Here is a 20,032-nt window from a genome sequence, read left to right as displayed (position 1 = left end):
ATACACAGCTCCCCACGATCAGGCGTCGGGGGAAAGCCCAGGTCATCTTTTGCGCGCAGCGCCCGGCTGTGAAGATCCAAGGAGTCCTCGCCGGACGGGCTGACCCCGGGATGACCAGGGGTTTTGCGGCCCGGGTTACCTTGACGAAGGGTCGCTGACGCTCGCCCTGCTATGGCGTTTGGGCGCCTTGGGCCAGTAAACCCCGGTCGTAGGCGATGGCCACCGCCTCCGCGCGCCGGCTGGCGCCGAGTTTGGCCATGACTCTCGAAAGGTGCACGCTGACCGTTTTCTCGCTGATGTAGAGCTCCTCACCGACCTGCTTGTTCGTGCGGCCCAGCGCCACGCGTTCCAGCACGGCGCGCTCGCGTTCGGTCAGCGGGTCGATCGTGGGGCGGGCGAGCGGTTTCGGGGTGACGCCGGGGATTTCGACGCGCGCCCGGCGCGCGAGTTCGCGGACGGCGTCGCGCAGGAAAGCTGCGTCGAGGCGGTCCGCGACCTCGTGTGCGGCCACCAACTCCTTCGCCGCCAGGTCGGCGTTCTCCTGCGTGGCCAAGAGTGACTGAGCGTGGTGCCAGCGGCAGATGGCCTGTTCGTAGACCGCGCCGTAGCCGAAACCCTCCACCGCCCTCGCCCACAGGGACGGGTCGGGCAGACCATCCAGACCGCTCGCGGAGGCTTCCGCCCTGGCGAGCCAGGCACGGGCTTCCGGACCGAGTGTGCTGGCTCGCGGCGTGCCGTTCGCACCCGCGTGCCGGACGTGGTCGACCAGCTTCCGGCCCGCGGCGGCGGCCTGGCCGGCCGCGCCCTCGTCACCACGCAGACGGGCACCCGCCGCCCAGACCGCGGCGGCCTCGACTCCCAGCGCGCCGAGGCGGACGGTGGCGAGCAGATAACCCTCGTCGAAGGACAACAGGAACTCGATGACCTTCCACACCCGTGCCACGGCCATCTCGTACTCGCCCTGCCAGAACGCGAGCTCGGCCCCCGTCGCCCCGCTCACGATCGCCGTCAACGGCTCCGCCCGCCAGTGCGGCCGCAGCTCCGCCAGATGCTTCTCCGCGGTGGCGACCCGCCCCCGCGCGACGGCGAAGGGCAACCACGACGACGTCATCCGCGCGGCGAGCATGCTCGACACCCCGCGGGCGGGCGCGTTCGTGCTCGCCATCGCGGGCCAGTCACCGCTCAGGTAACGCAAGCTGACGTACCGCGCCCGCATCTCCAGCCCGTAGATGCTCCACGTCAGCCCGGTCTCCTCCGCGCGCTCGACGCCCCGGCGGTAGATGTCGATCGCCGCGTCGTACTCGCCCAGGTCCTCGTGGCTCATCCCCAGGAAGCACACCGCGCGCAGCCCGACGTTCAGTGATCCGGATTCGAGGGCCTTGTTCTCGGCCTCCCGCAGGCGCGCGCGAGCCTCGGCCGGATCGTCGGCTGCGTCGGCCAGCGCGCCGAGCGTGACCAGCGCGGCGGCTTCGGCACCGGTGGCACCGACGGCCTTGGCGTCGGCGACCGCGGTGCGTGCGTTCCAGTTCGAGTCCTCGTACCGGCCCGCGTTGCGCAGGATCGCGGCCCGCGTGGCCAGCACCCACGCCCGCGTCTTGCTCGGCTCACTGTCGGCGACCAGCTCCCACGCCCGGTTGATCGCGTTCAGCGCCTCGTGCAGCGTGCCCTCGGCGTTGAGCAGGACCTCGGCCAGCCGGCGCCACACCTTCGCCGCCGTCTCGCGCGGCACGCCCCGGTTCAGGGCATGCACGGCGGAGCGGCCGAACGCGATGGCCCGTTCCGGCTCACCCGAGGTGGCCGCGAAGTAGGACGCCTCCTGCAGCAGCTTCAGCTCGTCGATGCGCTCGGGCCGGTCGGCCTCCGGTACCGCGTCCCAGATCTCCAGCGCCTGTTCGATGTGCCGCAGCGCCGCGCCCGGGGCACCCAGCCGCTCGGCCTCGTCCGCCGCCCGCAGCAGCGCGGGCAACGCCGTCCTCAGGTCCCGGCTGCGCAGACTGTGGTAGGCCAGCTTCGCGTCGTGGCCCCGCCCCTGCGGGGTGCGGCCGATGCGCGCCGCGTAGGCCGCGTGCATGCGGACCCGTTCCCCCGGCAACAGGTCCCCGTACACCGCCTCCTGCAGCAGCGCGTGCCGGAAGGTGTAGGCACCGCGCTCGATGACCAGCACATGGTGATGCACCGCTTCGCGCAACGCCTCGTCCAGCTCCAGCTCGTCCAGCCCGGTGACCTCGGCCAGCGCCGCGTGCGACACCGAGTCACCGGCCGCGGAGATGGTCCGGACCACCCGGCGCGCCTCCGGCGAGAGCCGTTCCAGCCGGGACAACAGCACCTCGGCCAGCCCGGCAGGCAGGTCCTCGCACTCCACTCCGGCGGCCATCAGCTCCTCGGCAAAGAACGGGTTGCCCTCCGACCGCTCCGCGACCCCGGCGAGGACTTCCGCTGGCACCGGTGCGTCGGCCAGGGCCTCGACGAACGCCCGTGCCTCCGCCGCGCCGAACGGCCGCAGCTCGACCTGCGTCACCACCGGCAGCCGCACCATCTCGACGAGCAGCGCCCGCAGCGGGTGCCGCCGGTACACGTCCTCGTCACGGTAGCTGGCAACCACGAGCAACCGCTTCCCCCGCAGGCGGTTGAGCAGGAACGACAGCAGGTTCCGGCTCGACGAGTCGGCCCAGTGCAGATCCTCGAGCACGAGCACGACCGGCCGGTGCACGGCGACCTGGGTCAGCACACCCAGCACCGCGTCGAACAGCTGCAGCTGCCCGAGATCCTGCTCCGGGCGCACCCGGTACGGCACGTCGCGCTCGGCGGAGGTGTCCGGCACCAGATGCTCACCGGCGGGCGAGGGCGGCATGACCCCCTGCGGCAGCAGCCGTGCCAGCGCCGGCCGAACCAGCACCGCCTCCGCGACGACGGGATCCTCGTCGAGGCTCAGCGGCGCCAGCGCCTCGGCGAAGGGCAGATACGGCAGACCACCCTCCCGGACGTCGAGACACCGCCCCGTGAGGACGAGCGCGCCACGGGAGGCGGCATGCTCGGACAGCTCGGTCAGCAACCGGGTCTTGCCCACCCCGGCGTCACCCGAGACGAGGACCGCGCACGCCTCCCCCCGCTCGGCGCTGGAGAACGCAGCACGCAGCTGTCGCATCTCGTCAGCGCGGGCGACCAAGGGGATTCCGGAACCGAGGCGGGGCACGAGCATCATTCTGTCGCACCCCACCGACATTTCCGGCACGGTTTTCGCCACAGGCGGACCACGCCTGCCCCTTACCCCGCCCGGACCAGCTCGTCCGTACTGGGTCGGCGCTGCTCCGGTACGCGGACCTCGACGCTGCGGCGCCCGAACCAGCGGCGCCCTGGCCGTCCCGCCTTCTCCAGCTGCTCACGGCGGTACGCCACCTCGGCCATCACCGCGTCGAACATCAACTCGTTACGCATGGGAGTCCCTCTTCCGCTCTCGATTCCCCTGTGAACCCAAGAGTCGGCCTGAGGGCGGTTCCCCGGCATCGGACGATCACCTCGTCCGGAAGACGAAACGACCCCTTACCCCGCCTCATCCCCTGGGTGGCGGCGTAAGGGGTCGCCCGATCGGCTGCTCAGGCGCGGTCGACCGCACCCACGGCGCGGAGCAGACCGCGCCAGCTCTCGGCGGAGACGTGCAGCTCGCCCCCGCCGGGGTTCTTGGAGTCGCGCACGCCGACACCCCCGGCGATCATCGCGACCTCGACGCAGTCGTTCCCGCCGCCGCTGTGGCTGCTCTTGCGCCACACCGGGACAGATCGCTCCACATGGGACATTTCTCCCCACCTCACTTCCCAGGCTCACGTTGGGTACGGCTCACCCGGGCAACCGTTATCCGTTGAAACGCTCGGCGGCCGCGGCGATCACATCGACCGAGTCGTCCGGTTTCAGAGCCGTCGCACGCAAATGATCGAACATGAGGATATAGCGGCGCACATCGGGGGGCAGCTCCAGGAAAAAACCACCCGAAGTGCTGTCCACATACACCACATCGGGGTCGGCCTGCTCCGGGAAACCGAGGATCAGGAACGGTCCCTCCATGCCCGGATGGGCACCGGTGCCGAACGGGACGACCTGAATGGTGACGTGCGGCAACTGGGCCATGGTGAGCAGGCGATCGGACTGGTGGGCCATCACCTCGGGGCCGCCGACCACACGGTGCAGCACCGCCTCGTCGATGACGGCCCAGTACTCCGGTGGGTTGGGATCGGTCAGCAGCTCCTGGCGCGCGGTGCGCGCGGCGACCCGGCGCTGGATATCGGACTCGTCGGCGTCCGGCCGCATGGCGCGGATGACCGCGCGGGCGTACGGCTCGGTCTGCAGCAGGCCCGGCACGAGCAGCGCCTGGAACGCCCGCAGCGAGCTGGCGTCGGCCTCCAGACCGACGAACGTCCCGGTGAAGACCTCCTTGTAGGCCTGCCACCAGCCCGGCTTCCGGGCTTCGCGTGCCAGCTGGACCAGCGCCTCGCGCTCGTCACCGGCCTGACCGTACAGCTCCAGCATGTCCCGCGCGTCGCGCGGCGTGACACCGACGTGCCCGGTTTCGATGCGGCTGATCTTCGACGCGGAACACTCGAGTTTCTCGGCCACCTCGTCGATCGTGAGATCGGCCGTTTCACGCAACCGCCGCAGTTCGCTCGCCAGTCGCCGTCGGCGAATCGTTGGGCCCTGACCCCGGCTCATCTCCGCTCCTCCACTCCGGCCCGCGCATTCCCCCCGGCGGCTCGTGGACAACGCGTTCCATCTAACCAGCCGAATCCGAAATCGGAGCCCGGGCGGCTCACCCCCATGAGGTATCTTCCGCCATTACCGGTCTGCAAATTGCAGATTGCCGGGGTAGTGTTGCCTTCGCGAACTGATCCATCCCCAGGAGGCGGCGTGTTCGACCGCGACACCATCGTCGGTCCCCTACAGACCTCCGTGCAGCGCCGGCTGGACGATCTCAGCCGTTCGGTGGACATCGCCGACCGCGACCGCGCCGCCGATCTCGCCGAGCGTGAGATCCCTCTCCTGGTAGAAGCCCTGCGCGCCACGCTGGCCACGCACGCCCCGGATGCACGGGGCCACTGCCCCGTCTGCCGCAGCCGGATGTCGCGGTTCCTGTTCCGCCGCCGCGGGCGGACGCCGTGCCGCGCCTACCTCGCCGCCCAGCTCAGCCTCGGCCCGGCGATCGAAGACGTGGTGACACAGCGGACCAAGCACCTGCGCCGCCGCCGCACCGCCTCACTGAGCCCGCTCGGCTGAGCCGTTCGGAGCGTCAGACGCCACCAATGCCACGTCGGGGGCCCGCCATCAGTCCTGCGGGATGACCCGGAGCAGGCCCTCCTGCACGACGGTGGCGAGCAGGCGGCCGTCCTGGCTGAAGAAACGGCCGGTCGCCAGTCCGCGCCCGCCGGAGGCCGACGGCGACTCGCAGTCGTAGAGGAACCACTCGTCGGCCCGGAACGGGCGGTGGAACCACAGCGCGTGGTCCAGGCTGGCGCCCAGCACCCGGTCCAGGTCCCAGTACACGCCGTGCCGCGCCAGCGGCGAGTCGAGCAGCGTCATGTCCGAGGCGTAGGTCAGCACGCACACGTGCAGCAGCGGATCGTCGGGCAGCACGCCGTCCGCCCGCATCCACACCTGGTTGCGGTCCGGCCGCTCACCCGTCTGCCGGGTCACCCACGGCGGGTCGTTGACGTACCGGAGGTCGATCGGACGCGGGCGCTGCCGGGCGTCCGGCGCCCGCCGCGGGAAGTCCCGCAACCGCTCGGGGTACGTCGGCAGCGTCTCCGGGCCCGGCACGTCGGGCATCTCGTCGGCGTGCTCCAGGCCCGGCTCGGTCTTCTGGAACGACGCCGACAACGCGAAGATCGCCTTGCCGTGCTGGACCGCGGTGACGCGCCGGGTCGTGAACGAGCGGCCGTCGCGGATGCGGTCGACCTCGTAGACGATCGGGACCCGCGGATCGCCGCCGCGGATGAAGTACGCGTGCAGCGAGTGCACGTGACGTTCCGGCGGCACGGTTCGTCCCGCCGCCACCAGGGCCTGACCGGCGACCTGACCACCGAACACGCGCACCGGCGAGTGCGCAGGGCTCACCCCGCGGAAGATGTCCTCTTCGATGCGCTCCAGGTCCAGCAGCGCCACGAGGTTGTCGAGCACCGCCTGCCCGCCGGCACCCTCCTGCGCGTCCAGCCCGGCCGCCGCGCCCCTCGCCATCTCGGTCATGGAACGACCTTAAGGGGCGCGGTGGTGCGCGATGGCGCGAACGGGGTCAGGCGTGGTCGTCCTCACCGAGCTTGTGCACCCGGATCAGGTTCGTCGACCCGACCGTGCCCGGCGGCGAGCCCGCCACGATGACGACCAGGTCGCCGTCCTGATAGCGACCCGTCTCCAGCATCGCGCGGTCGACCTGCTTGATCATGCGGTCGGTCGAGTCCACGAACGCCACCAGCTCGGTGTGGGTGCCCCAGGTCAGCGACAGCTGGCTGCGGACGCTCTCCTCCGGCGTGAACGCCAGCAGCGGCAGCCGCGTGTGCAGTCGCGCGAGGCGGCGCACCGTGTCACCGGACTGCGTGAACGCCACCAGCGCCTTGGCGTTGAGCCGCTCGCCGATGTCCTTGGCCGCGTAGGAGATGACGCCGCGCTTGGTGCGCGGCACGTGGGACAGCGGCGGCACGGCCGGGGTGTCGGCCTCGACGGCCTCCACGATCCGGGCCATGGTCTCGACCGTCTCGACCGGGTAGCGGCCCACGCTGGTCTCACCGGAGAGCATGACGGCGTCCGCGCCGTCGAGCACCGCGTTGGCCACGTCCGATGCCTCGGCACGGGTCGGGCGCGAGTTGTTGATCATCGAGTCGAGCATCTGGGTGGCGACGATGACCGGCTTGGCGTTCTCCCGCGCGATCTGGATCGCGCGCTTCTGCACCAGCGGTACCTGCTCCAGCGGCAGCTCCACACCGAGGTCACCGCGGGCGACCATGACGCCGTCGAAGGCGAGCACGATGGCCTCGAGGTTGTAGACGGCCTCGGGCTTCTCCAGCTTCGCGATCACCGGGCGGCGGCCCTTGCCCACACGGTCCATCACCTGGTGGACCAGGTCGATGTCGGCCGGCGAGCGGACAAAGGACAGCGCGATGAAGTCCGCGCCCAGTTCGAGGGCGAACTCCAGGTCCTCGATGTCCTTCTCCGACAGTGCCGGGACGGACACGTCCATGCCGGGCAGCGAGACGCCCTTGTTGTTGCTGACCGGGCCACCTTCGGTGACCTCGCAGACCACGTCGGGGCCCTCGACGCCCTGGACGACCAGGCCCACCTTGCCGTCGTCGACGAGCAGGCGGTCACCCGGCTTGGCGTCCTTGGCCAGGCCCTTGTAGGTGGTCGAGACCCTGTCGTGGGTGCCGGCCACGTCCTCCACGGTGATGCGCACGACGTCACCGGTGCGCCACTCGACGGGACCACCGGCGAACGTGCCGAGCCGGATCTTCGGCCCCTGCAGGTCGGCGAGAATGCCGACCGCACGCCCCGTCTCGGCGGCGGCTTCGCGGATCAGGTCGTACACCTGCTTGTGGTCGCCGTGGCTGCCGTGGCTGAAGTTCAGCCGCGCCACGTCCATCCCGGCGTCGACAAGGGCACGCACCTTGTCCGCGGTGGCGGTCGCGGGGCCCATAGTACAAACGATCTTCGCGCGTCGGCTCACGTTCCAATAGCGTAGTCGCTCACCCCGCGCACGTCTGTACCGATCTCTCGAACGGTTCAGGAAACGTTCACCAGCCAGGTCACCGAGGGACAGGTCAGCCGCACTGTCGTCCACCCGATCGGCGGTTCATCCCTTACCTCACCCGGCCGGGTGAGCAGCTGGAGTTCGGCGTCAGCGGCGGGGCTTCTCGCTGACGCCGACGTGGTCGCGGGCCCACTCGTTGAACGCGCGGACCTGCCGCCAGGCCTTGCGCACCCGGTCCAGGCATGCGCGCTCGTGCAGGGTGTCGTCGGGGTCCCAGGCCCGGATCGCGTACAGGGAGCGGTGTTTGAGCAGCTCCAGGCGCGGATGGTCGACCGGGTAGCCGCGTGGTTTGGTCTTCAGCGCATCGCCCGTGATGGTCCAGCCCGCGCGGCGCAGTTCGGCGAGCACACCCTCCAGCGCCTTGCCGTGGATGTCGGTGTCGACCGCCTGCCGGAACCGGGCCAGCTGGTCGGACTGCAGGTGGAAGCACCCGCCGCCGACGCGCAACCCCGCCGAGGACAGCTCCACGTAGTAGGCGCCGCCGCCGCGACCCTGCTCGACGACGCCGCCGCAGTGGGTCTTGTACGGGGTCTTGTCGCGGGAGAACCGCACGTCGCGGTAGGGGCGGAACACCTTGCCCTCGCCGAAACCGGGCCCGAACTCCGGCGTCAGCTCCGCGAGCAGCGCCTCCATCGGAGCGCGCACGTCGGAGCGATAGGTCGCGACGTGGTCCTCCCAGTACGGCTTCGAATTGTCGGCGCCCAGACCGTCGTAGAACTCGACGGCGTACTCTCCGAATCCCGCGAACTTCGTCACCGCCCCACGATAGAGCGGGGCGTGGAACGGACTCCGCCCGGAGAGCCGCGCCGGGCGGAGTCCACCACGGGCTAGGAGTTCATCGCGGTGATCAGCTCGCCGTCGGCGGTGTCGCCGGACAGTTCCCAGAAGAACGCGCCGCCCAGGCCCTGTTCCTTGGCGTAGCTCATCTTCCCGGTGACGGTCGACGGGGTGTCGTAGCTCCACCACTCCGATCCGCACCTGGCGTACGCGGTACCGGCGATCGTGCCGGTCGCCGGGCAGCGGGTCTTGAGGACCTTGTAGTCGTCGATGCCCGCCTCGTACTTGCCCGGTGCCGCGCCGGTGGCGCTGCCGCCCGGGGCGTCCTGGGTGACGCCGGTCCAGCCGCGGCCGTAGAACCCGATGCCCAACAGCAACTTGCTCGACGGGACACCCTGGGATTTGAGTTTCTGGATGGCTGCGTCGGAGTTGAACCCGGCAGCCGGAATGCCGTCGTAGGAGGTCAGCGGCGAGTGCGGGGCGGTCGGGCCGGTGGGGGTGAACGCGCCGAAGTAGTCGTAGGTCATCACGTTGTACCAGTCGACGTACTGCGCGGCCCCGCCGTAGTCGGCCGCGTCGATCTTGCCGCCGTCGGAGCCGTCCGCGGTGATCGCGGCGGTCACCAGCTGGTCGCCGAACTTCGACCGCAGCGCCGACATCAGGTTGCCGAACGCGGCCGCGCCACTGGAGTCGCACGAGAGCCCGCAGGCGTTCGGGTACTCCCAGTCGATGTCGATGCCGTCGAACACACCGGCCCAGCGCGGGTCGTTGACCAGGTTGTAGCAGGACTCGGCGAACGCGGCCGGGTTCTGCGCGGCCTGCGTGAACCCGCCGGACCAGCTCCAGCCGCCGAAGGACCACAGCACCTTCAGGTCCGGGTGCATCTCCTTGAGCCGCCGGAGCTGGCCGAAGTTGCCGCGCAGGGCGCCGGCGTCCCAGGTGTCGGCGACGCCGTCGACGCTGTTTTCGGCCGGGTAGGCCTGGTCGTAGGCGTCGTAGCTGTCGCCGACGGCGCACTGGCCGTTCGTGACGTTGCCGAACGAGTAGTTGATGTGGGTCAGCTTGTCCGCCGACCCGCTGGTTTCGATGTTCTTCACGTAGTACGCCCGGTCGTAGACGCCCCACTCGGCGAAGTAGCCGAGCAGTTTTCCGACGGGCGCCGCGGTGGCCGCGGGTGGTGCGGTGGTGATCGTCATGAGCACGGCGGCGAACAGGCCGCCGAGAGCGAGACCGAGTCTGCGCATGATGCCTCCCTGGGGGACGGAGGGGACATCCGCACGGTAAGAGGACTGGACCACTCAGACAATGGTTCAGACCAATCAATCCGACGAAAGTAGGGGCGCAACAGTGGCACCGTTGCGCCCCTCGCAATCCGCGGGGTTCAGCCGAAGAAGACTTCGGCCTCCTCGTAGCGCTCCGGCGGCACGGTCTTCAGCTCCGCGGTCGCCTCGGCGAGCTTGACCCGGACGATGTCGGTGCCGCGCAACGCGACCATGGTGCCGAAGTCGCCGTCCGCGACCGCGTCCACCGCGTGCAGGCCGAAGCGCGTCGCCAGCACCCGGTCGTAGGCCGTCGGGGTGCCGCCGCGCTGGGTGTGGCCGAGCACCACCGCGCGGGACTCCTTGCCGGTGCGGGCGGCGATCTCGTCCGCCAGCCACGTGCCGACACCACCGAGCTGCACGTGCCCGAACGCGTCCTTGGCGCCGGTCTTGAGCACCTCGGCACCACCCTCCGGCACCGCGCCCTCGGCGACGACGATGATCGGCGCGTACATCTTCTCGAACCGGCGCTCGACCCACTCGACGACCTGCTCGACGGAGAACGGCCGCTCCGGCACCAGGATCACGTTGGCGCCGCCGGCGAGACCGGAGTGCAGTGCGATCCAGCCCGCGTGACGCCCCATGACCTCGACGACCATCGCGCGGTAGTGCGATTCGGCGGTGGTGCGCAGCCGGTCGATGGACTCGGTGGCGATGTGCACCGCGGTGTCGAAGCCGAACGTGTAGTCGGTGGCCGCGAGGTCGTTGTCGATCGTCTTGGGCACGCCGACCACGCCGATGCCGTCGTCGGTCAGCTTCTTCGCGACACCGAGGGTGTCCTCGCCGCCGATCGCGATGAGCGCGTCGACCCCCTGTTCGGCCAGGACGCCGCGGATCTTTTCGACGCCGCCCTCCTCCTTGTACGGGTTGGTCCGCGAGGAGCCGAGGATGGTGCCGCCACGGATGAGGATCTCCTCGACGTCGGCGAGCCCGAGCGGGCGGCTGTCGCCGGTCAGCGGCCCGCGCCAGCCGGAGCGGAAGCCCACGAACTCCCAGCCGTGCACCTCGATGCCCTTGCGGACCACCGCGCGGATCACCGCGTTGAGCCCGGGGCAGTCGCCGCCACCGGTCAGCACGCCGACACGCATCTGATCAGACCTCCGAAAAGTTGTGCTGGTCACACCTGGCGAGCGCCAGCGTAGCGCTAGTCACCCTTGATCGGTTTAGCGGCGGGAGGGGATGCTAGGGTCGCTTCCGTGCAGCGCTATTTCTGGTTTAGCGGGCCGGCCCTGGGTGGGCCAGCCGGCGGCCTTGCTGCGCGCTGACCTTCCACCCTGGAGCCGGATGATCGACCGGCTCGGCAGGGATTCGCGCGGGCCGGTCACCGAAAGGAAGACCCCCGCCATGACTCTCAGCGCAGGCCCCGCGGACACCGCCGATGGCCTCGACAGCCAGCGCACGCTCGGTGTCAGCCCGCTGATCTCACCCGCGCTGCTGCGGCAGGAGCTGCCGGTGGACGCCGCGATCGCGAAGACGGTCGAGCAGGGCCGGTCGACGGCCGTCGACGTGCTGAACGGCGACGAGGACCGGCTGATCGTCGTGGTCGGCCCGTGCTCGGTGCACGATCCCGAGGCCGCGCTCGACTACGCCCGCCGCCTGGCCGAGAAGGCCGCCACGGTGCGGGACGAGCTGCACGTGATCATGCGTGTGTACTTCGAAAAGCCGCGCACCACGCTGGGCTGGAAGGGCCTGATCAACGATCCGGACCTGGACGGCAGCTACGCCGTCAACAAGGGCCTGCGGATGGCGCGCAAGCTGCTGCTGGACATCTCCGCGCTGGGACTGCCGGTGGGGTGCGAGTTCCTCGATCCGATCACGCCGCAGTTCATCGCCGACACCGTGAGCTGGGGGTCGATCGGCGCCCGTACCGCGGCGAGCCAGGTGCACCGCCAGCTGTGCAGCGCGTTGTCGATGCCGGTCGGGATCAAGAACTCGACGGAAGGCGACGTGCAGGTGGCGGTGGATGCGACGCGTGCCGCTGCGGCGAGCCACGTGTTCGCCGGGATCAACAACGACGGTCTCGCGGCGCTGTTCACCACCGCGGGCAACCCGGACTGCCACGTGATCCTGCGCGGGGGCTCGGCGGGCCCGAACTACGACGCCGCGACGGTCGCGGAGACCCTGGCGCGGCAGGCCGAAGCGGGCTTGCCGGAGCGGGTGATCATCGACGCGAGCCATGGGAACAGCGGTAAGGACCATGTCCGCCAGGGTGTCGTGGCAGGGGAGATCGCGGACCGCATCGCCGCCGGGGAACGGGGCATCGCCGGGATCATGCTGGAGAGCTTCCTCGAAGCCGGACGGCAGGACCTGGTGCTGGGGCGCGGCGAGGAGCTGACCTACGGCCAGTCGATCACCGACGCCTGCCTGGACTGGCCCGGAACGGCGGACCTGCTGGACCGGCTGGCAGCGGCGGTGGCCACGCGGCGGTAGCGCTGCCCTCCTCCCGAGCGCCAACACACCGCCCGGAACGGCCAACACGCCACCCGCAACGGCAAACACGGCGCCCGGAACGGCAAACACGGCGCGCCACCGGCGTGTTTGCCGCTCGCGCTGGCGTGTTTGCCGCTCGCGCTGGCGTGTTTGCCGCTCGCGCTGGCGTGTTTGCCGCTCGCGTCAGCGTGTTGGCCGCGCGGCGGCGTAGCGGGACCGGACAACGTGAGGCGGCCCACCAGCCGCCCGGTCCTCCCCCGCGCCCCGATCCTCAGCCCGGTTCTGCGGACGATCGGGGGCTGTCGAGGTATTCTTGCCCGCCTTGACAGCCCCTGCTCGGCCGTTGAAACACTCGGAAATCGGGGCGGCCCATCTCGGGGCGTAGCGAAGCGAAGCCGGTCCTCTCAGCCGCGCGCAGCGCAAAACCCGCGTAGCGGCCACCCAAGCAGGCAACCACCGGTCAAACAGGAAAACCCTTGCGCCGCCGGACCTCGTCGATCAGCCGCCACCGCTCCAGGTTGAACCGGGCATCCGCCAGCGCGTCATGGGCGTTCGTCGGGGGCAGGGGCAGCTTCGGCTTCCCGACGTCCTCCCACCGCTGCCGCAGGTCGCGTGTGAACCGGGGCAGTTGGCGGGGCAGTTCGGGCATCGTGCCCCACAGCTGGGCGAGCGCCACGTGGTCGTAGGCGGCGAACCAGGCCCACAGTTCGATCCCGCCGGGTGGGCGGCCGAGGAACTCCAGCAGATCGGCGCGGATCTGGCTGCGGCTCCGCCACGACCTGTCGCCCGGTGAAGGCAGTTTCGGCAGGACGTTCTCGCGGACCCAGGGCCCGGCTTTGGCGGGGTCGAACTCCGTGGAGACCGCGTAGAACTCGCGTCCTCGTTCGTCCACGACACCGATCGACACCAGGTCGATCGTCACGCCGTCCTCGATGAATTCGGTGTCGTAGAAAAATCGCACCACGGCACCCTAAGCACCGCGGCGCGCAGCGCCTCGATCAGGGGTGGTGGGCGGGCGTCAGCCCGCTTTGGTCTCCGGTACCCGGTCGGCGTCGGCGAGGCCGCTCTGCGCGGGCACGACCGCGCGGACGCCGGCGGCGTCGGCGGCCTGCAGTTCCTTCGCGCGGGCGGCGTAGATGTCGACGTACTCCTGGCCGGACAGCTCCATCAGGGCGTACATGATCTCGTCGGTGATCGACCGCTCGACGAACCGGTCGCCGGACAGGCCCTCGTAGCGGGAGAAGTCCAGCGGCCTGCCGAAGCGGATCTCCAGGCGGCGCGGGTACCACATCTTGGAGCCGATCGGGTTGACCTCGTCCGTGCCGACCATCGCCACCGGCACCACCGGGACACCGGCCTCCAGCGCGATACGGGCGATGCCGGTCTTGCCCTTGTAGAGGCGGCCGTCGGGCGAGCGGGTGCCCTCCGGGTAGATGCCGAGCACGTTGCCCTCACGCAGCAGCCGGATGGCGGTGTCCAGCGCCGCCTGCGCGGCCGAACCGCCCGAGCGGTCGATCGGGATCTGGCCGGCGCCGGTGAAGAACCACTTCTTGAGGGTGCCCTTGACGCCCTTCTCGGTGAAGTACTCCTGCTTCGCCGGGAAGGTGACGCGGCGCTTGACCCGCAGCGGCATGAAGAACGAATCGGCGACGGCCAGGTGGTTGCTGGCGAGGATGACGCCGCCGCGATCCGGGACGTTGTCCGCCCCGGTCACCTTCGTCGGCCACAGCAGCTTGAGCAACGGCCCGAGCAGCACGTACTTCAGCAACCGGTACAGCACTCGGCACGCCCCTCCTACCTGCCCGAACCTGCCTGCCGGATCCAGGGTAGGAGTCACCGTGACCCGGCACAACGCCCGGGCTCCCAGTGGGCGGGAGGTCACAGCCGGGGGACGGGGTGCGCCGGGGCGGTCCCCCGGCGGCCTCCGGCATGCGACGATGGGACCGCGTTCGGCAGAGGAGAAGGGTGGTCCCGCCATGCCCGTGCTCGCCGGTGCGGAACCGTTCGCGCACACCGGTTCGGCCGAGGCCGGGGTGCTGCTGTGTCATGGTTTCACGGGCACGCCGCAGAGCCTGCGCGGCTGGGCCGAGCACCTGGCCGCGCGCGATTTCACGGTGCGGCTGCCGCGGCTGCCCGGTCACGGCACGACGTGGCAGGAGATGAACCGGACCGGCTGGCCCGAGTGGTACGGCACGGTCGAGCGTGAGCTGCTGGAGCTGCGGGAACGCTGCGAGTCGGTGTTCGTGTTCGGCCAGTCGATGGGCGGGACGCTGGCGCTGCGGCTGGCCCAGCAGCACGGGGACACGGTTGCCGGGCTGGTGCTGGTCAACCCGTCGGTGACGCGGCTGAGCTGGGACACCAAGCTGCTGCCGGTCCTGTCGCGGGTGGTCCCGTGGTCGCGGGGCGTCGCGAACGACATCGCCAAGCCGGGTGTCACCGAACTGGCCTATGACCGGGTCCCGGTGCGAGCGGCGGCGAGCCTGGCCCGGCTGTGGAAGCTGACCCGGGCGGATCTGCCGCGGGTGACGCAGCCGCTTCTCCTGCTGCACTCGGTCGTCGACCACGTGGTGGAACCCGAGAACGCCCGCATCGTGCTCGACGGCGTGCGCAGCCGGGACGTGACGGAAGTGCTGCTGGAGAAGAGTTTCCACGTGGCGACCCTGGACCATGACGCACCGCTGGTGTTCCGGCGTAGTGTCGAGTTCGTGGATGCGGTCCGTGACCCGGGACAGGTGGGGGCCCGATGAGCGCACGCGTGCCCGACCCCGAGGACGTCGACGCGACGTTCGCAGCGATCGTCGCGGACCTCCGGGCCGAGGGGGTCGGCCTGATCGGCGACGACGTCGAGACGGAACGGACGCCCGCGCGTCCCGAGTCGGAGAAGCCCGCGGAACCGGAGAAGCCCTCCGCCGAGGCGAGCTGGCGCGGTGGCGGGACCGCGTGGGAGGACACCGTGCTGGGCGACGACCCGTCGCCCGAGCCCGCCGGCGACGAAGAGCACTACGTGCCGCCGGAGCCGCCGCCGTTGCCCCGGCCGGGCAAGGGCGCGTTCGTGGTGCTGCTGTTCTTCGTCGCGGGGCTGCTGTTGCTGATCGTGCCCGGTGTGGTCGGGATCAGCACCACCGTCGCCACACCGCTGGGGATCCTGGCGCTCGCCACCGCGATCGCGTTGCTGCTCCTGCGGGTCAAGCAGGGCCCGCCGGACGGCGACGGGGCGCAGGTGTGACCGCTGCCAGGGTGGTCGTCGCTCCCGACAAGTTCAAGGGCACCCTTCCCGCCGACCAGGTGGCCGCCGCGATCGCCGCCGGGCTGCGCCGCGGGCGGCCGGGGGTCGAGGTGCTGGAGTGCCCGGTCGCCGACGGCGGGGACGGGACGGTCGCCGCCGCCGTGGCCGCGGGGTTCGAGTTCGTGCCCGCCCGGGCGAGCGGACCGGTCGGCGAGCCGGTCGACACGGGGTACGCGCGCCGCGGCGGCACCGCCGTGATCGAGCTGGCCGCGGTGTCCGGGCTGGCGATGGTGTCCCCGCCGGCGCCGCTGACCGCGACGACGCTGGGCGTCGGGGAGCTGATGCGGGCGGCGCTGGACGCCGGTGCGACGCGACTGGTGCTCGGATTGGGCGGCAGTTCGAGCACCGACGGCGGGACCGGCTTGCTGCGGGGCCTTGGTGCGCGGTTGCCGGACTCCGCGGGTGCGGAGCTGCCGCTGGGCGGGGCAGCGCTGGCGGAGCTGGCGGAGGTCGGCCTCGACGCTCTGGACCCGCGGCTGGCCGGGGTCGAACTGCTCGTGGCGAGCGACGTGGACAACCCGCTGCTGGGCCCGCACGGCGCCGCCGCGGTGTACGGGCCGCAGAAGGGCGCGTCGGCCGAGGACGTCGGGCGGCTGGAGTCGGCGCTGCGGCATCTGGCGGAGGTCGTGCGGGCAACCGGGGTGGACGTCGCGGAGGTGCCGGGCACGGGTGCCGCAGGCGGAACGGGGTACGCGCTGGCGATGCTCGGGGCTGCGTTCCGGCCGGGCATCGAGGTGGTGCTGGAGCTGACCGGCCTGGACGGCAAGCTGCCGGGCGCGGACCTGGTGATCACCGGGGAGGGCTCGCTGGACGAGCAGACCCTGCGCGGCAAGGGCCCGGCGGGGATCGCGTCGGCCGCGGCCGAACGCGGGATCCCGGTGGTCGCGCTGGCCGGGCGCACCACGCTGGGTACCGACGCGCTCTCGGCGGCGGGCTTCACCGCCGCGTACGCACTCACCGACGTCGAGCCGGACGTGCGGCGCTGTCTCGCCGAACCCGCGCCGCTGCTGGAGCGCCTCGCGGAGCAGGTCGCGCGCGATCACCTCTAGCCGCCGAACATCGTGCGCCACTCGTCGAGGTTGCGCGGGCGGTAGACGAAGTTGTTCTCCTTGACCGAGGACAGCGAAGCCGACGGCTCGGCCGAGTACTGGTGCCCGGGGTAGACCACCGGGTCGCCCGGCAGGTCCGCGAGCCACCGCAGGCTGCGGTACATCGCGTCGGCGTCGCCGCCGGGGAAGTCCGTGCGGCCGCAGCCCTCGAGGAACAGCGTGTCCCCCGCGACGAGTTTGCCGTCGACCAGGAAGCACTGACTGCCGGGCGTGTGACCGGGTGTGTGCAGCAGCCGGACCGGGATGGCCCCGACCTCGACGACGTCGTCGTGGTCGTGCCCGGTCAGCTCGCCTGCCGACACCCCGGTGACGCGCTGGACCCACTCCGTCTCGTTGCCGTTGACGTGCACCGGAACGCTCTCGCGCGCCAGCAGTTCCGGCAGCCCGGCCAGCGTGAAGCCCATCATGCTGCCGCCGACGTGGTCGGGGTGGTGGTGCGTGGCCAGCACCCCGGCCAGCCGCATGTCGTCGGCGGCCAGCACGTCCAGCAGGTCCCCGACGGCGTACGCGGGGTCGACGACCAGGGCCTCCCTGGTCTCCCGGTCGCCGATCAGGTAGGCGAAGTTGACCATCTGGGTGGCCACCGGATCGCCCACGGCGAAGTCGCGGCCGGACAGCAGCTGACGGAAGTACAGGCGGTCGGACATGCCCCGCAGACTACGGACTCAGGCGAACTTCGTCTTCGGACGCTCCTGCTTGACGCCGTCCAGGTACACGTCGACCTTCTCGTCGTAGAAGCAGACCAGGCCCTGCACCTTCTGGCTCTCCGGCAGCGGCATCCGGTAGTACCAGACGACGTCGCGGTGCAGCTCGTCCCCCGCCCGCACCGAGTAGTACTCGGCCTCGCCCTTGTACGGGCAGCGGGTGATGGTGTCGCTGGGTTCGAGGAGATCGAGCCGCACGTCGGTCTTGGGCAGGTAGTAGCGGGTGGGCAGGCCGGTCTCGAACAACAGACGCGGGCTGTGCGTGTCGGCCACCGTCACGCCGTCGATCTCGATGCGGACGTGCCGTGAGCTGGCGAGGATGTCCACGCGCGTGCGCGGGTCGCGCGGGTGCACGAAGATCTCCTCGTCCTCCTCGAACCACGAGTCCATCGCCGCGAAGTCGAGCCGCACGTGTCCCTTGAGCGCCTCCAGTGGCGAGTCCCGGTACTCCAGCGCGGCTTCGGGCGCTTCCCGCTCGCCCACCCGCACGGTGAACACCTCGCCGTCGCCCCGGCTCGGCGAATGCGCCGTCTTGCCGGTGGCGACCAGGTACTCGCCGCGGACGTCGTCCCGCGGCACGTAGTAGGTCGGGTAGTACGGGACCTCCCACACCATGAGCGGGCGCAGCGTGTCGGCGACGACCTGCCCGCCGAAGACCGCCCGTACGCGCTTGGTGCCCGGCTCGGTCCGGACCCGGCCACGACCATCGGTTGTCATGCCGCTCACAACCACGCCGGACGCGAGGTTATTTCCGGTACCGGTCCAGCAGGTCGCGGGTCATCTCCTTGGCCCGCGCCGCCGCGTCGGCGTCACCCGCCGCCGCGGAGATGATGGCGCCCTTGACCAGCAGGTGGCATGAGCGGGCGAACCCGTCCGGGTCGGTCATCCCCGCCTCGCTCGCGAGATCGGCGAGAATGCCGCGGAGGGTGTCCAGGTGCCGGATGCCGGCCTGGCCGAGCGGGTGGTCGGCGCCCATTTCGAGCAGCACCGTGGTGAACGCGCAGCCGTCGAACGATCCGGGTGCGCGGAACCAGTCGTCGAGCACGTCGAAGACGGCCAGCAGCCGCTCCACGGCGGTGCGCCCGCGGGCCCGCGCCTGCTCGTCGATCAGGCCGAAGGTCCACCGCTGCTCGCGCCGGTCGAGGAAGGCCAGTACGAGATCGTTCTTGGACGGGAAGTGGCGGTAGAGGGTCGCCTTGGCCACGCGGGAGCGCGCGATCACCTCGTCCACGCCGACCGCGCGGACGCCGCGTCGCGAGAACAGCTCGTAGGCGGTCTCCAGGATCCGCTCACGGGCTCCGGCAGGGCTTTCGGGCGTCATGGCGCGCCGATGGTAACCCGGATGAACGCGATTCAACACCGGCCGTGCGCCCGTTTGCCGGGTCGGGCGCGGGGTATCCGGCGGTATGACCACGCCCGACCCCGACCGGCTGCGCGCACTGCTGTCCGAAGTGGACTTTCCATGCGAGCGGTCCGAGCTGATCCGTCAGGCCACGGCCCACGGTGCGGACGACAGCGTTCTCGGACACCTGGGCGCGATCCCGGACTCCACCTACCGCGATCTCGACTCGGTGACCACTGCCTGCGGCGAGATCACCTGACGCCGATGCGGCTGCGCAAGAGCAGGCTCGACGAGCCCGGTATCCGGCGTCGGCGGAGCGGGCGCGGTTTCCGGTATTTCACCCCTGAGGGGGAGCCGCTGCGCGACGAGGAGACGCTGCGGCGCGTCAAGAACCTCGCCGTGCCCCCGGCGTGGCGGGAGGTGTGGATCTGCCCGCACCCCAACGGCCACATCCAGGCGATCGGCGTCGACGACGCGGGCCGCCGCCAGTACCGCTACCACGACCAGTGGCGGCAGGCGCGCGACGAGGAGAAGCATGACCGCGTCCTGGAACTGGCCAAACGGATGCCGAAGTGGCGCCGCCGCGTCGCCGGGGACCTGGCCCGGCCGGGCCTGGGGCGCGACCGGGTGCTGGCCACCGCGCTGCGCATGCTCGACCGCGGTGTCTTCCGCACCGGCAGCGAGGAGTACACCGAGGAGCACGGCACCTACGGCGCGGCCACACTGCTGCAGGAGCACGTGACCGTCAAGCGGGACGTGCTCACCTTTTGCTACCCCGCGAAGGGCGGCATCCAGCGCGACATCACGATCACCGATCCCGAGCTGGCCGCGGCGGTCAAGGCGCTGCGCCGGGCGCGGACGGGCAGTGACCGGCTGCTCGCCTACCGCACCCGCGAGGGCTGGCACGAGGTGCACGCCGACGACATCAACGAGCGGTTCAAGGAGATCGCCGGTGACGGGTTCACCGCCAAGGACCTGCGAACGTGGAACGCCACCGTCCTGGCCGCGACGGCGTTCGCCGTGGCCGATCCGGTCACGTCCCAGCGTGGACTGAAACGCGCGCAGGCGGCTGTCATGCGCGAGGTATCCGAAGAGCTGGGCAACACCCCGGCCGTCTGCCGGAAGTCCTATGTGGACCCACGCGTGGTGCGGGCCCACGAAAAGGGCAGAACGATCGCCCCGGCCGTGCGGCGCATCGGGCGGGCGGGAATCCGCCGCGACGAGGACCGCGAGGTGCTGGAGCGGGCCGTGATCCGGCTGCTGTCCGGGGTTTGACCGACTG

21 protein-coding genes are annotated in these 20,032 nt (G+C 71.0%); 7 read left to right on the top strand and 14 right to left on the bottom strand.

The features are described from left to right. Window positions 1-169: 169 nt before the first annotated feature. From HNR02_RS19245 to HNR02_RS19230, 4 genes are all read right to left on the bottom strand, one after another. A complete protein-coding gene (locus tag HNR02_RS19245) occupies window positions 170-3,202 on the bottom strand; it encodes a helix-turn-helix transcriptional regulator (protein WP_179774535.1) in 3,033 nt (1,010 codons plus the stop codon). Between the two features lie 62 nt (window positions 3,203-3,264). Further along, on the bottom strand, window positions 3,265-3,435 hold the full coding sequence (locus HNR02_RS19240) for a hypothetical protein (protein ID WP_179774534.1): 171 nt from the start codon (window positions 3,433-3,435) through the stop codon (window positions 3,265-3,267). A 158-nt stretch (window positions 3,436-3,593) separates the two neighbouring features. Further along, window positions 3,594-3,794 (bottom strand): DUF397 domain-containing protein, encoded by a 201-nt coding sequence (locus tag HNR02_RS19235; protein ID WP_179774533.1) that lies wholly within the window; start codon window positions 3,792-3,794, stop codon window positions 3,594-3,596. A 55-nt stretch (window positions 3,795-3,849) separates the two neighbouring features. Then, the gene (locus HNR02_RS19230; protein ID WP_179774532.1) at window positions 3,850-4,701 is read right to left on the bottom strand and encodes a helix-turn-helix domain-containing protein; all 852 of its coding nucleotides are present in this window, start codon (window positions 4,699-4,701) and stop codon (window positions 3,850-3,852) included. A gap of 195 nt (window positions 4,702-4,896) precedes the next feature. Between HNR02_RS19230 and HNR02_RS19225 the strand changes: the two genes are divergently transcribed. After that, window positions 4,897-5,262, top strand: coding sequence for a hypothetical protein (locus HNR02_RS19225; protein ID WP_179774531.1), 366 nt, complete (start codon window positions 4,897-4,899; stop codon window positions 5,260-5,262). A 48-nt stretch (window positions 5,263-5,310) separates the two neighbouring features. Here HNR02_RS19225 and tesB read toward each other — a convergent pair whose 3' ends face one another. From tesB to HNR02_RS19200, 5 genes are all read right to left on the bottom strand, one after another. Next, on the bottom strand, window positions 5,311-6,228 hold the full coding sequence (tesB, locus tag HNR02_RS19220; protein ID WP_179774530.1) for an acyl-CoA thioesterase II: 918 nt from the start codon (window positions 6,226-6,228) through the stop codon (window positions 5,311-5,313). A 46-nt stretch (window positions 6,229-6,274) separates the two neighbouring features. Further along, window positions 6,275-7,699: a pyruvate kinase gene (gene pyk, locus HNR02_RS19215; protein ID WP_179774529.1), complete on the bottom strand. Its 1,425-nt coding sequence runs from the start codon at window positions 7,697-7,699 to the stop codon at window positions 6,275-6,277. 171 nt (window positions 7,700-7,870) lie between these two features. Next, the gene (locus HNR02_RS19210; RefSeq protein ID WP_179774528.1) at window positions 7,871-8,539 is read right to left on the bottom strand and encodes a DUF2461 domain-containing protein; all 669 of its coding nucleotides are present in this window, start codon (window positions 8,537-8,539) and stop codon (window positions 7,871-7,873) included. 71 nt (window positions 8,540-8,610) lie between these two features. After that, window positions 8,611-9,804, bottom strand: coding sequence for a glycoside hydrolase family 18 protein (locus tag HNR02_RS19205; protein ID WP_179774527.1), 1,194 nt, complete (start codon window positions 9,802-9,804; stop codon window positions 8,611-8,613). 137 nt (window positions 9,805-9,941) lie between these two features. Beyond that, window positions 9,942-10,967, bottom strand: a complete 1,026-nt coding sequence (locus tag HNR02_RS19200; RefSeq protein ID WP_179774526.1) for a 6-phosphofructokinase — start codon at window positions 10,965-10,967, stop codon at window positions 9,942-9,944. A 256-nt stretch (window positions 10,968-11,223) separates the two neighbouring features. On the opposite strand from HNR02_RS19200, the gene HNR02_RS19195 reads away from it, so the two are divergent. Further along, window positions 11,224-12,309: a 3-deoxy-7-phosphoheptulonate synthase gene (locus tag HNR02_RS19195; protein ID WP_179774525.1), complete on the top strand. Its 1,086-nt coding sequence runs from the start codon at window positions 11,224-11,226 to the stop codon at window positions 12,307-12,309. 460 nt (window positions 12,310-12,769) lie between these two features. Here the strand turns inward: HNR02_RS19195 and HNR02_RS19190 are convergent, their stop codons facing one another. Further along, entirely contained in the window at window positions 12,770-13,270 is a 501-nt protein-coding gene (locus HNR02_RS19190; RefSeq protein WP_179774524.1) for a polyadenylate-specific 3'-exoribonuclease AS, read from the bottom strand. A 57-nt stretch (window positions 13,271-13,327) separates the two neighbouring features. Next, window positions 13,328-14,089: a lysophospholipid acyltransferase family protein gene (locus HNR02_RS19185; protein ID WP_179774523.1), complete on the bottom strand. Its 762-nt coding sequence runs from the start codon at window positions 14,087-14,089 to the stop codon at window positions 13,328-13,330. A 196-nt stretch (window positions 14,090-14,285) separates the two neighbouring features. Between HNR02_RS19185 and HNR02_RS19180 the strand changes: the two genes are divergently transcribed. Genes HNR02_RS19180 through HNR02_RS19170 form a run of 3 tightly spaced genes read left to right on the top strand, consistent with a single transcriptional unit; the run spans window position 14,286 to window position 16,644 of the window. Continuing rightward, complete coding sequence (locus tag HNR02_RS19180; RefSeq protein ID WP_179774522.1) at window positions 14,286-15,056, top strand: alpha/beta hydrolase; 771 nt, start codon at window positions 14,286-14,288, stop codon at window positions 15,054-15,056. Then, a complete protein-coding gene (locus HNR02_RS19175; RefSeq protein WP_179774521.1) occupies window positions 15,053-15,535 on the top strand; it encodes a hypothetical protein in 483 nt (160 codons plus the stop codon). Before HNR02_RS19180 ends, HNR02_RS19175 begins: the two co-directional genes overlap by 4 nt. After that, window positions 15,532-16,644 carry a glycerate kinase gene (locus HNR02_RS19170; RefSeq protein ID WP_179774520.1) on the top strand — a complete coding sequence of 371 codons (1,113 nt, stop codon included), beginning with the start codon at window positions 15,532-15,534 and terminating at the stop codon, window positions 16,642-16,644. Before HNR02_RS19175 ends, HNR02_RS19170 begins: the two co-directional genes overlap by 4 nt. On the opposite strand, the gene HNR02_RS19165 is transcribed toward HNR02_RS19170, so the two are convergent. From HNR02_RS19165 to HNR02_RS19155, 3 genes are read right to left on the bottom strand one after another with little or no spacing between them, the layout of a single operon-like run. Then, window positions 16,641-17,351 carry an MBL fold metallo-hydrolase gene (locus HNR02_RS19165; RefSeq protein WP_179774519.1) on the bottom strand — a complete coding sequence of 237 codons (711 nt, stop codon included), beginning with the start codon at window positions 17,349-17,351 and terminating at the stop codon, window positions 16,641-16,643. The two genes, HNR02_RS19170 and HNR02_RS19165, sit on opposite strands and share 4 nt — an antisense overlap. Before the next feature lie 18 nt (window positions 17,352-17,369). Beyond that, window positions 17,370-18,125, bottom strand: a complete 756-nt coding sequence (locus HNR02_RS19160; protein ID WP_179774518.1) for a DUF427 domain-containing protein — start codon at window positions 18,123-18,125, stop codon at window positions 17,370-17,372. Between the two features lie 28 nt (window positions 18,126-18,153). Then, entirely contained in the window at window positions 18,154-18,729 is a 576-nt protein-coding gene (locus tag HNR02_RS19155; RefSeq protein WP_179774517.1) for a TetR/AcrR family transcriptional regulator, read from the bottom strand. An 85-nt stretch (window positions 18,730-18,814) separates the two neighbouring features. On the opposite strand from HNR02_RS19155, the gene HNR02_RS19150 reads away from it, so the two are divergent. Then, window positions 18,815-19,009 (top strand): DUF2795 domain-containing protein, encoded by a 195-nt coding sequence (locus HNR02_RS19150; protein WP_179774516.1) that lies wholly within the window; start codon window positions 18,815-18,817, stop codon window positions 19,007-19,009. 5 nt (window positions 19,010-19,014) lie between these two features. Then, complete coding sequence (locus HNR02_RS19145) at window positions 19,015-20,025, top strand: DNA topoisomerase IB (protein WP_179774515.1); 1,011 nt, start codon at window positions 19,015-19,017, stop codon at window positions 20,023-20,025. The last annotated feature ends 7 nt before the right edge of the window (window positions 20,026-20,032 follow it).

Source organism: Amycolatopsis endophytica, from assembly GCF_013410405.1.
Classification (GTDB): Bacteria; Actinomycetota; Actinomycetes; order Mycobacteriales; family Pseudonocardiaceae; genus Amycolatopsis_E; species Amycolatopsis_E endophytica.
Note: the sequence above shows the minus strand (reverse complement) of the source record. Positions and strands in the feature narration are given on the sequence as shown.

What these genes read in the sequence shown, in the direction of transcription:
- tesB (WP_179774530.1), bottom strand. Translation starts at nt 6,228, where the DNA reads ATGACCGAGATGGCGAGGGGCGCGGCGGCCGGGCTGGACGCGCAGGAG.
- HNR02_RS19235 (WP_179774533.1), bottom strand. Translation starts at nt 3,794, where the DNA reads ATGTCCCATGTGGAGCGATCTGTCCCGGTGTGGCGCAAGAGCAGCCAC.
- HNR02_RS19145 (WP_179774515.1), top strand. Translation starts at nt 19,015, where the DNA reads ATGCGGCTGCGCAAGAGCAGGCTCGACGAGCCCGGTATCCGGCGTCGG.
- HNR02_RS19165 (WP_179774519.1), bottom strand. Translation starts at nt 17,351, where the DNA reads ATGTCCGACCGCCTGTACTTCCGTCAGCTGCTGTCCGGCCGCGACTTC.
- HNR02_RS19155 (WP_179774517.1), bottom strand. Translation starts at nt 18,729, where the DNA reads ATGACGCCCGAAAGCCCTGCCGGAGCCCGTGAGCGGATCCTGGAGACC.
- HNR02_RS19245 (WP_179774535.1), bottom strand. Translation starts at nt 3,202, where the DNA reads ATGATGCTCGTGCCCCGCCTCGGTTCCGGAATCCCCTTGGTCGCCCGC.
- HNR02_RS19175 (WP_179774521.1), top strand. Translation starts at nt 15,053, where the DNA reads ATGAGCGCACGCGTGCCCGACCCCGAGGACGTCGACGCGACGTTCGCA.
- HNR02_RS19160 (WP_179774518.1), bottom strand. Translation starts at nt 18,125, where the DNA reads ATGACAACCGATGGTCGTGGCCGGGTCCGGACCGAGCCGGGCACCAAG.
- HNR02_RS19240 (WP_179774534.1), bottom strand. Translation starts at nt 3,435, where the DNA reads ATGCGTAACGAGTTGATGTTCGACGCGGTGATGGCCGAGGTGGCGTAC.
- HNR02_RS19205 (WP_179774527.1), bottom strand. Translation starts at nt 9,804, where the DNA reads ATGCGCAGACTCGGTCTCGCTCTCGGCGGCCTGTTCGCCGCCGTGCTC.
- HNR02_RS19180 (WP_179774522.1), top strand. Translation starts at nt 14,286, where the DNA reads ATGCCCGTGCTCGCCGGTGCGGAACCGTTCGCGCACACCGGTTCGGCC.
- HNR02_RS19150 (WP_179774516.1), top strand. Translation starts at nt 18,815, where the DNA reads ATGACCACGCCCGACCCCGACCGGCTGCGCGCACTGCTGTCCGAAGTG.
- HNR02_RS19200 (WP_179774526.1), bottom strand. Translation starts at nt 10,967, where the DNA reads ATGCGTGTCGGCGTGCTGACCGGTGGCGGCGACTGCCCCGGGCTCAAC.
- HNR02_RS19230 (WP_179774532.1), bottom strand. Translation starts at nt 4,701, where the DNA reads ATGAGCCGGGGTCAGGGCCCAACGATTCGCCGACGGCGACTGGCGAGC.
- HNR02_RS19195 (WP_179774525.1), top strand. Translation starts at nt 11,224, where the DNA reads ATGACTCTCAGCGCAGGCCCCGCGGACACCGCCGATGGCCTCGACAGC.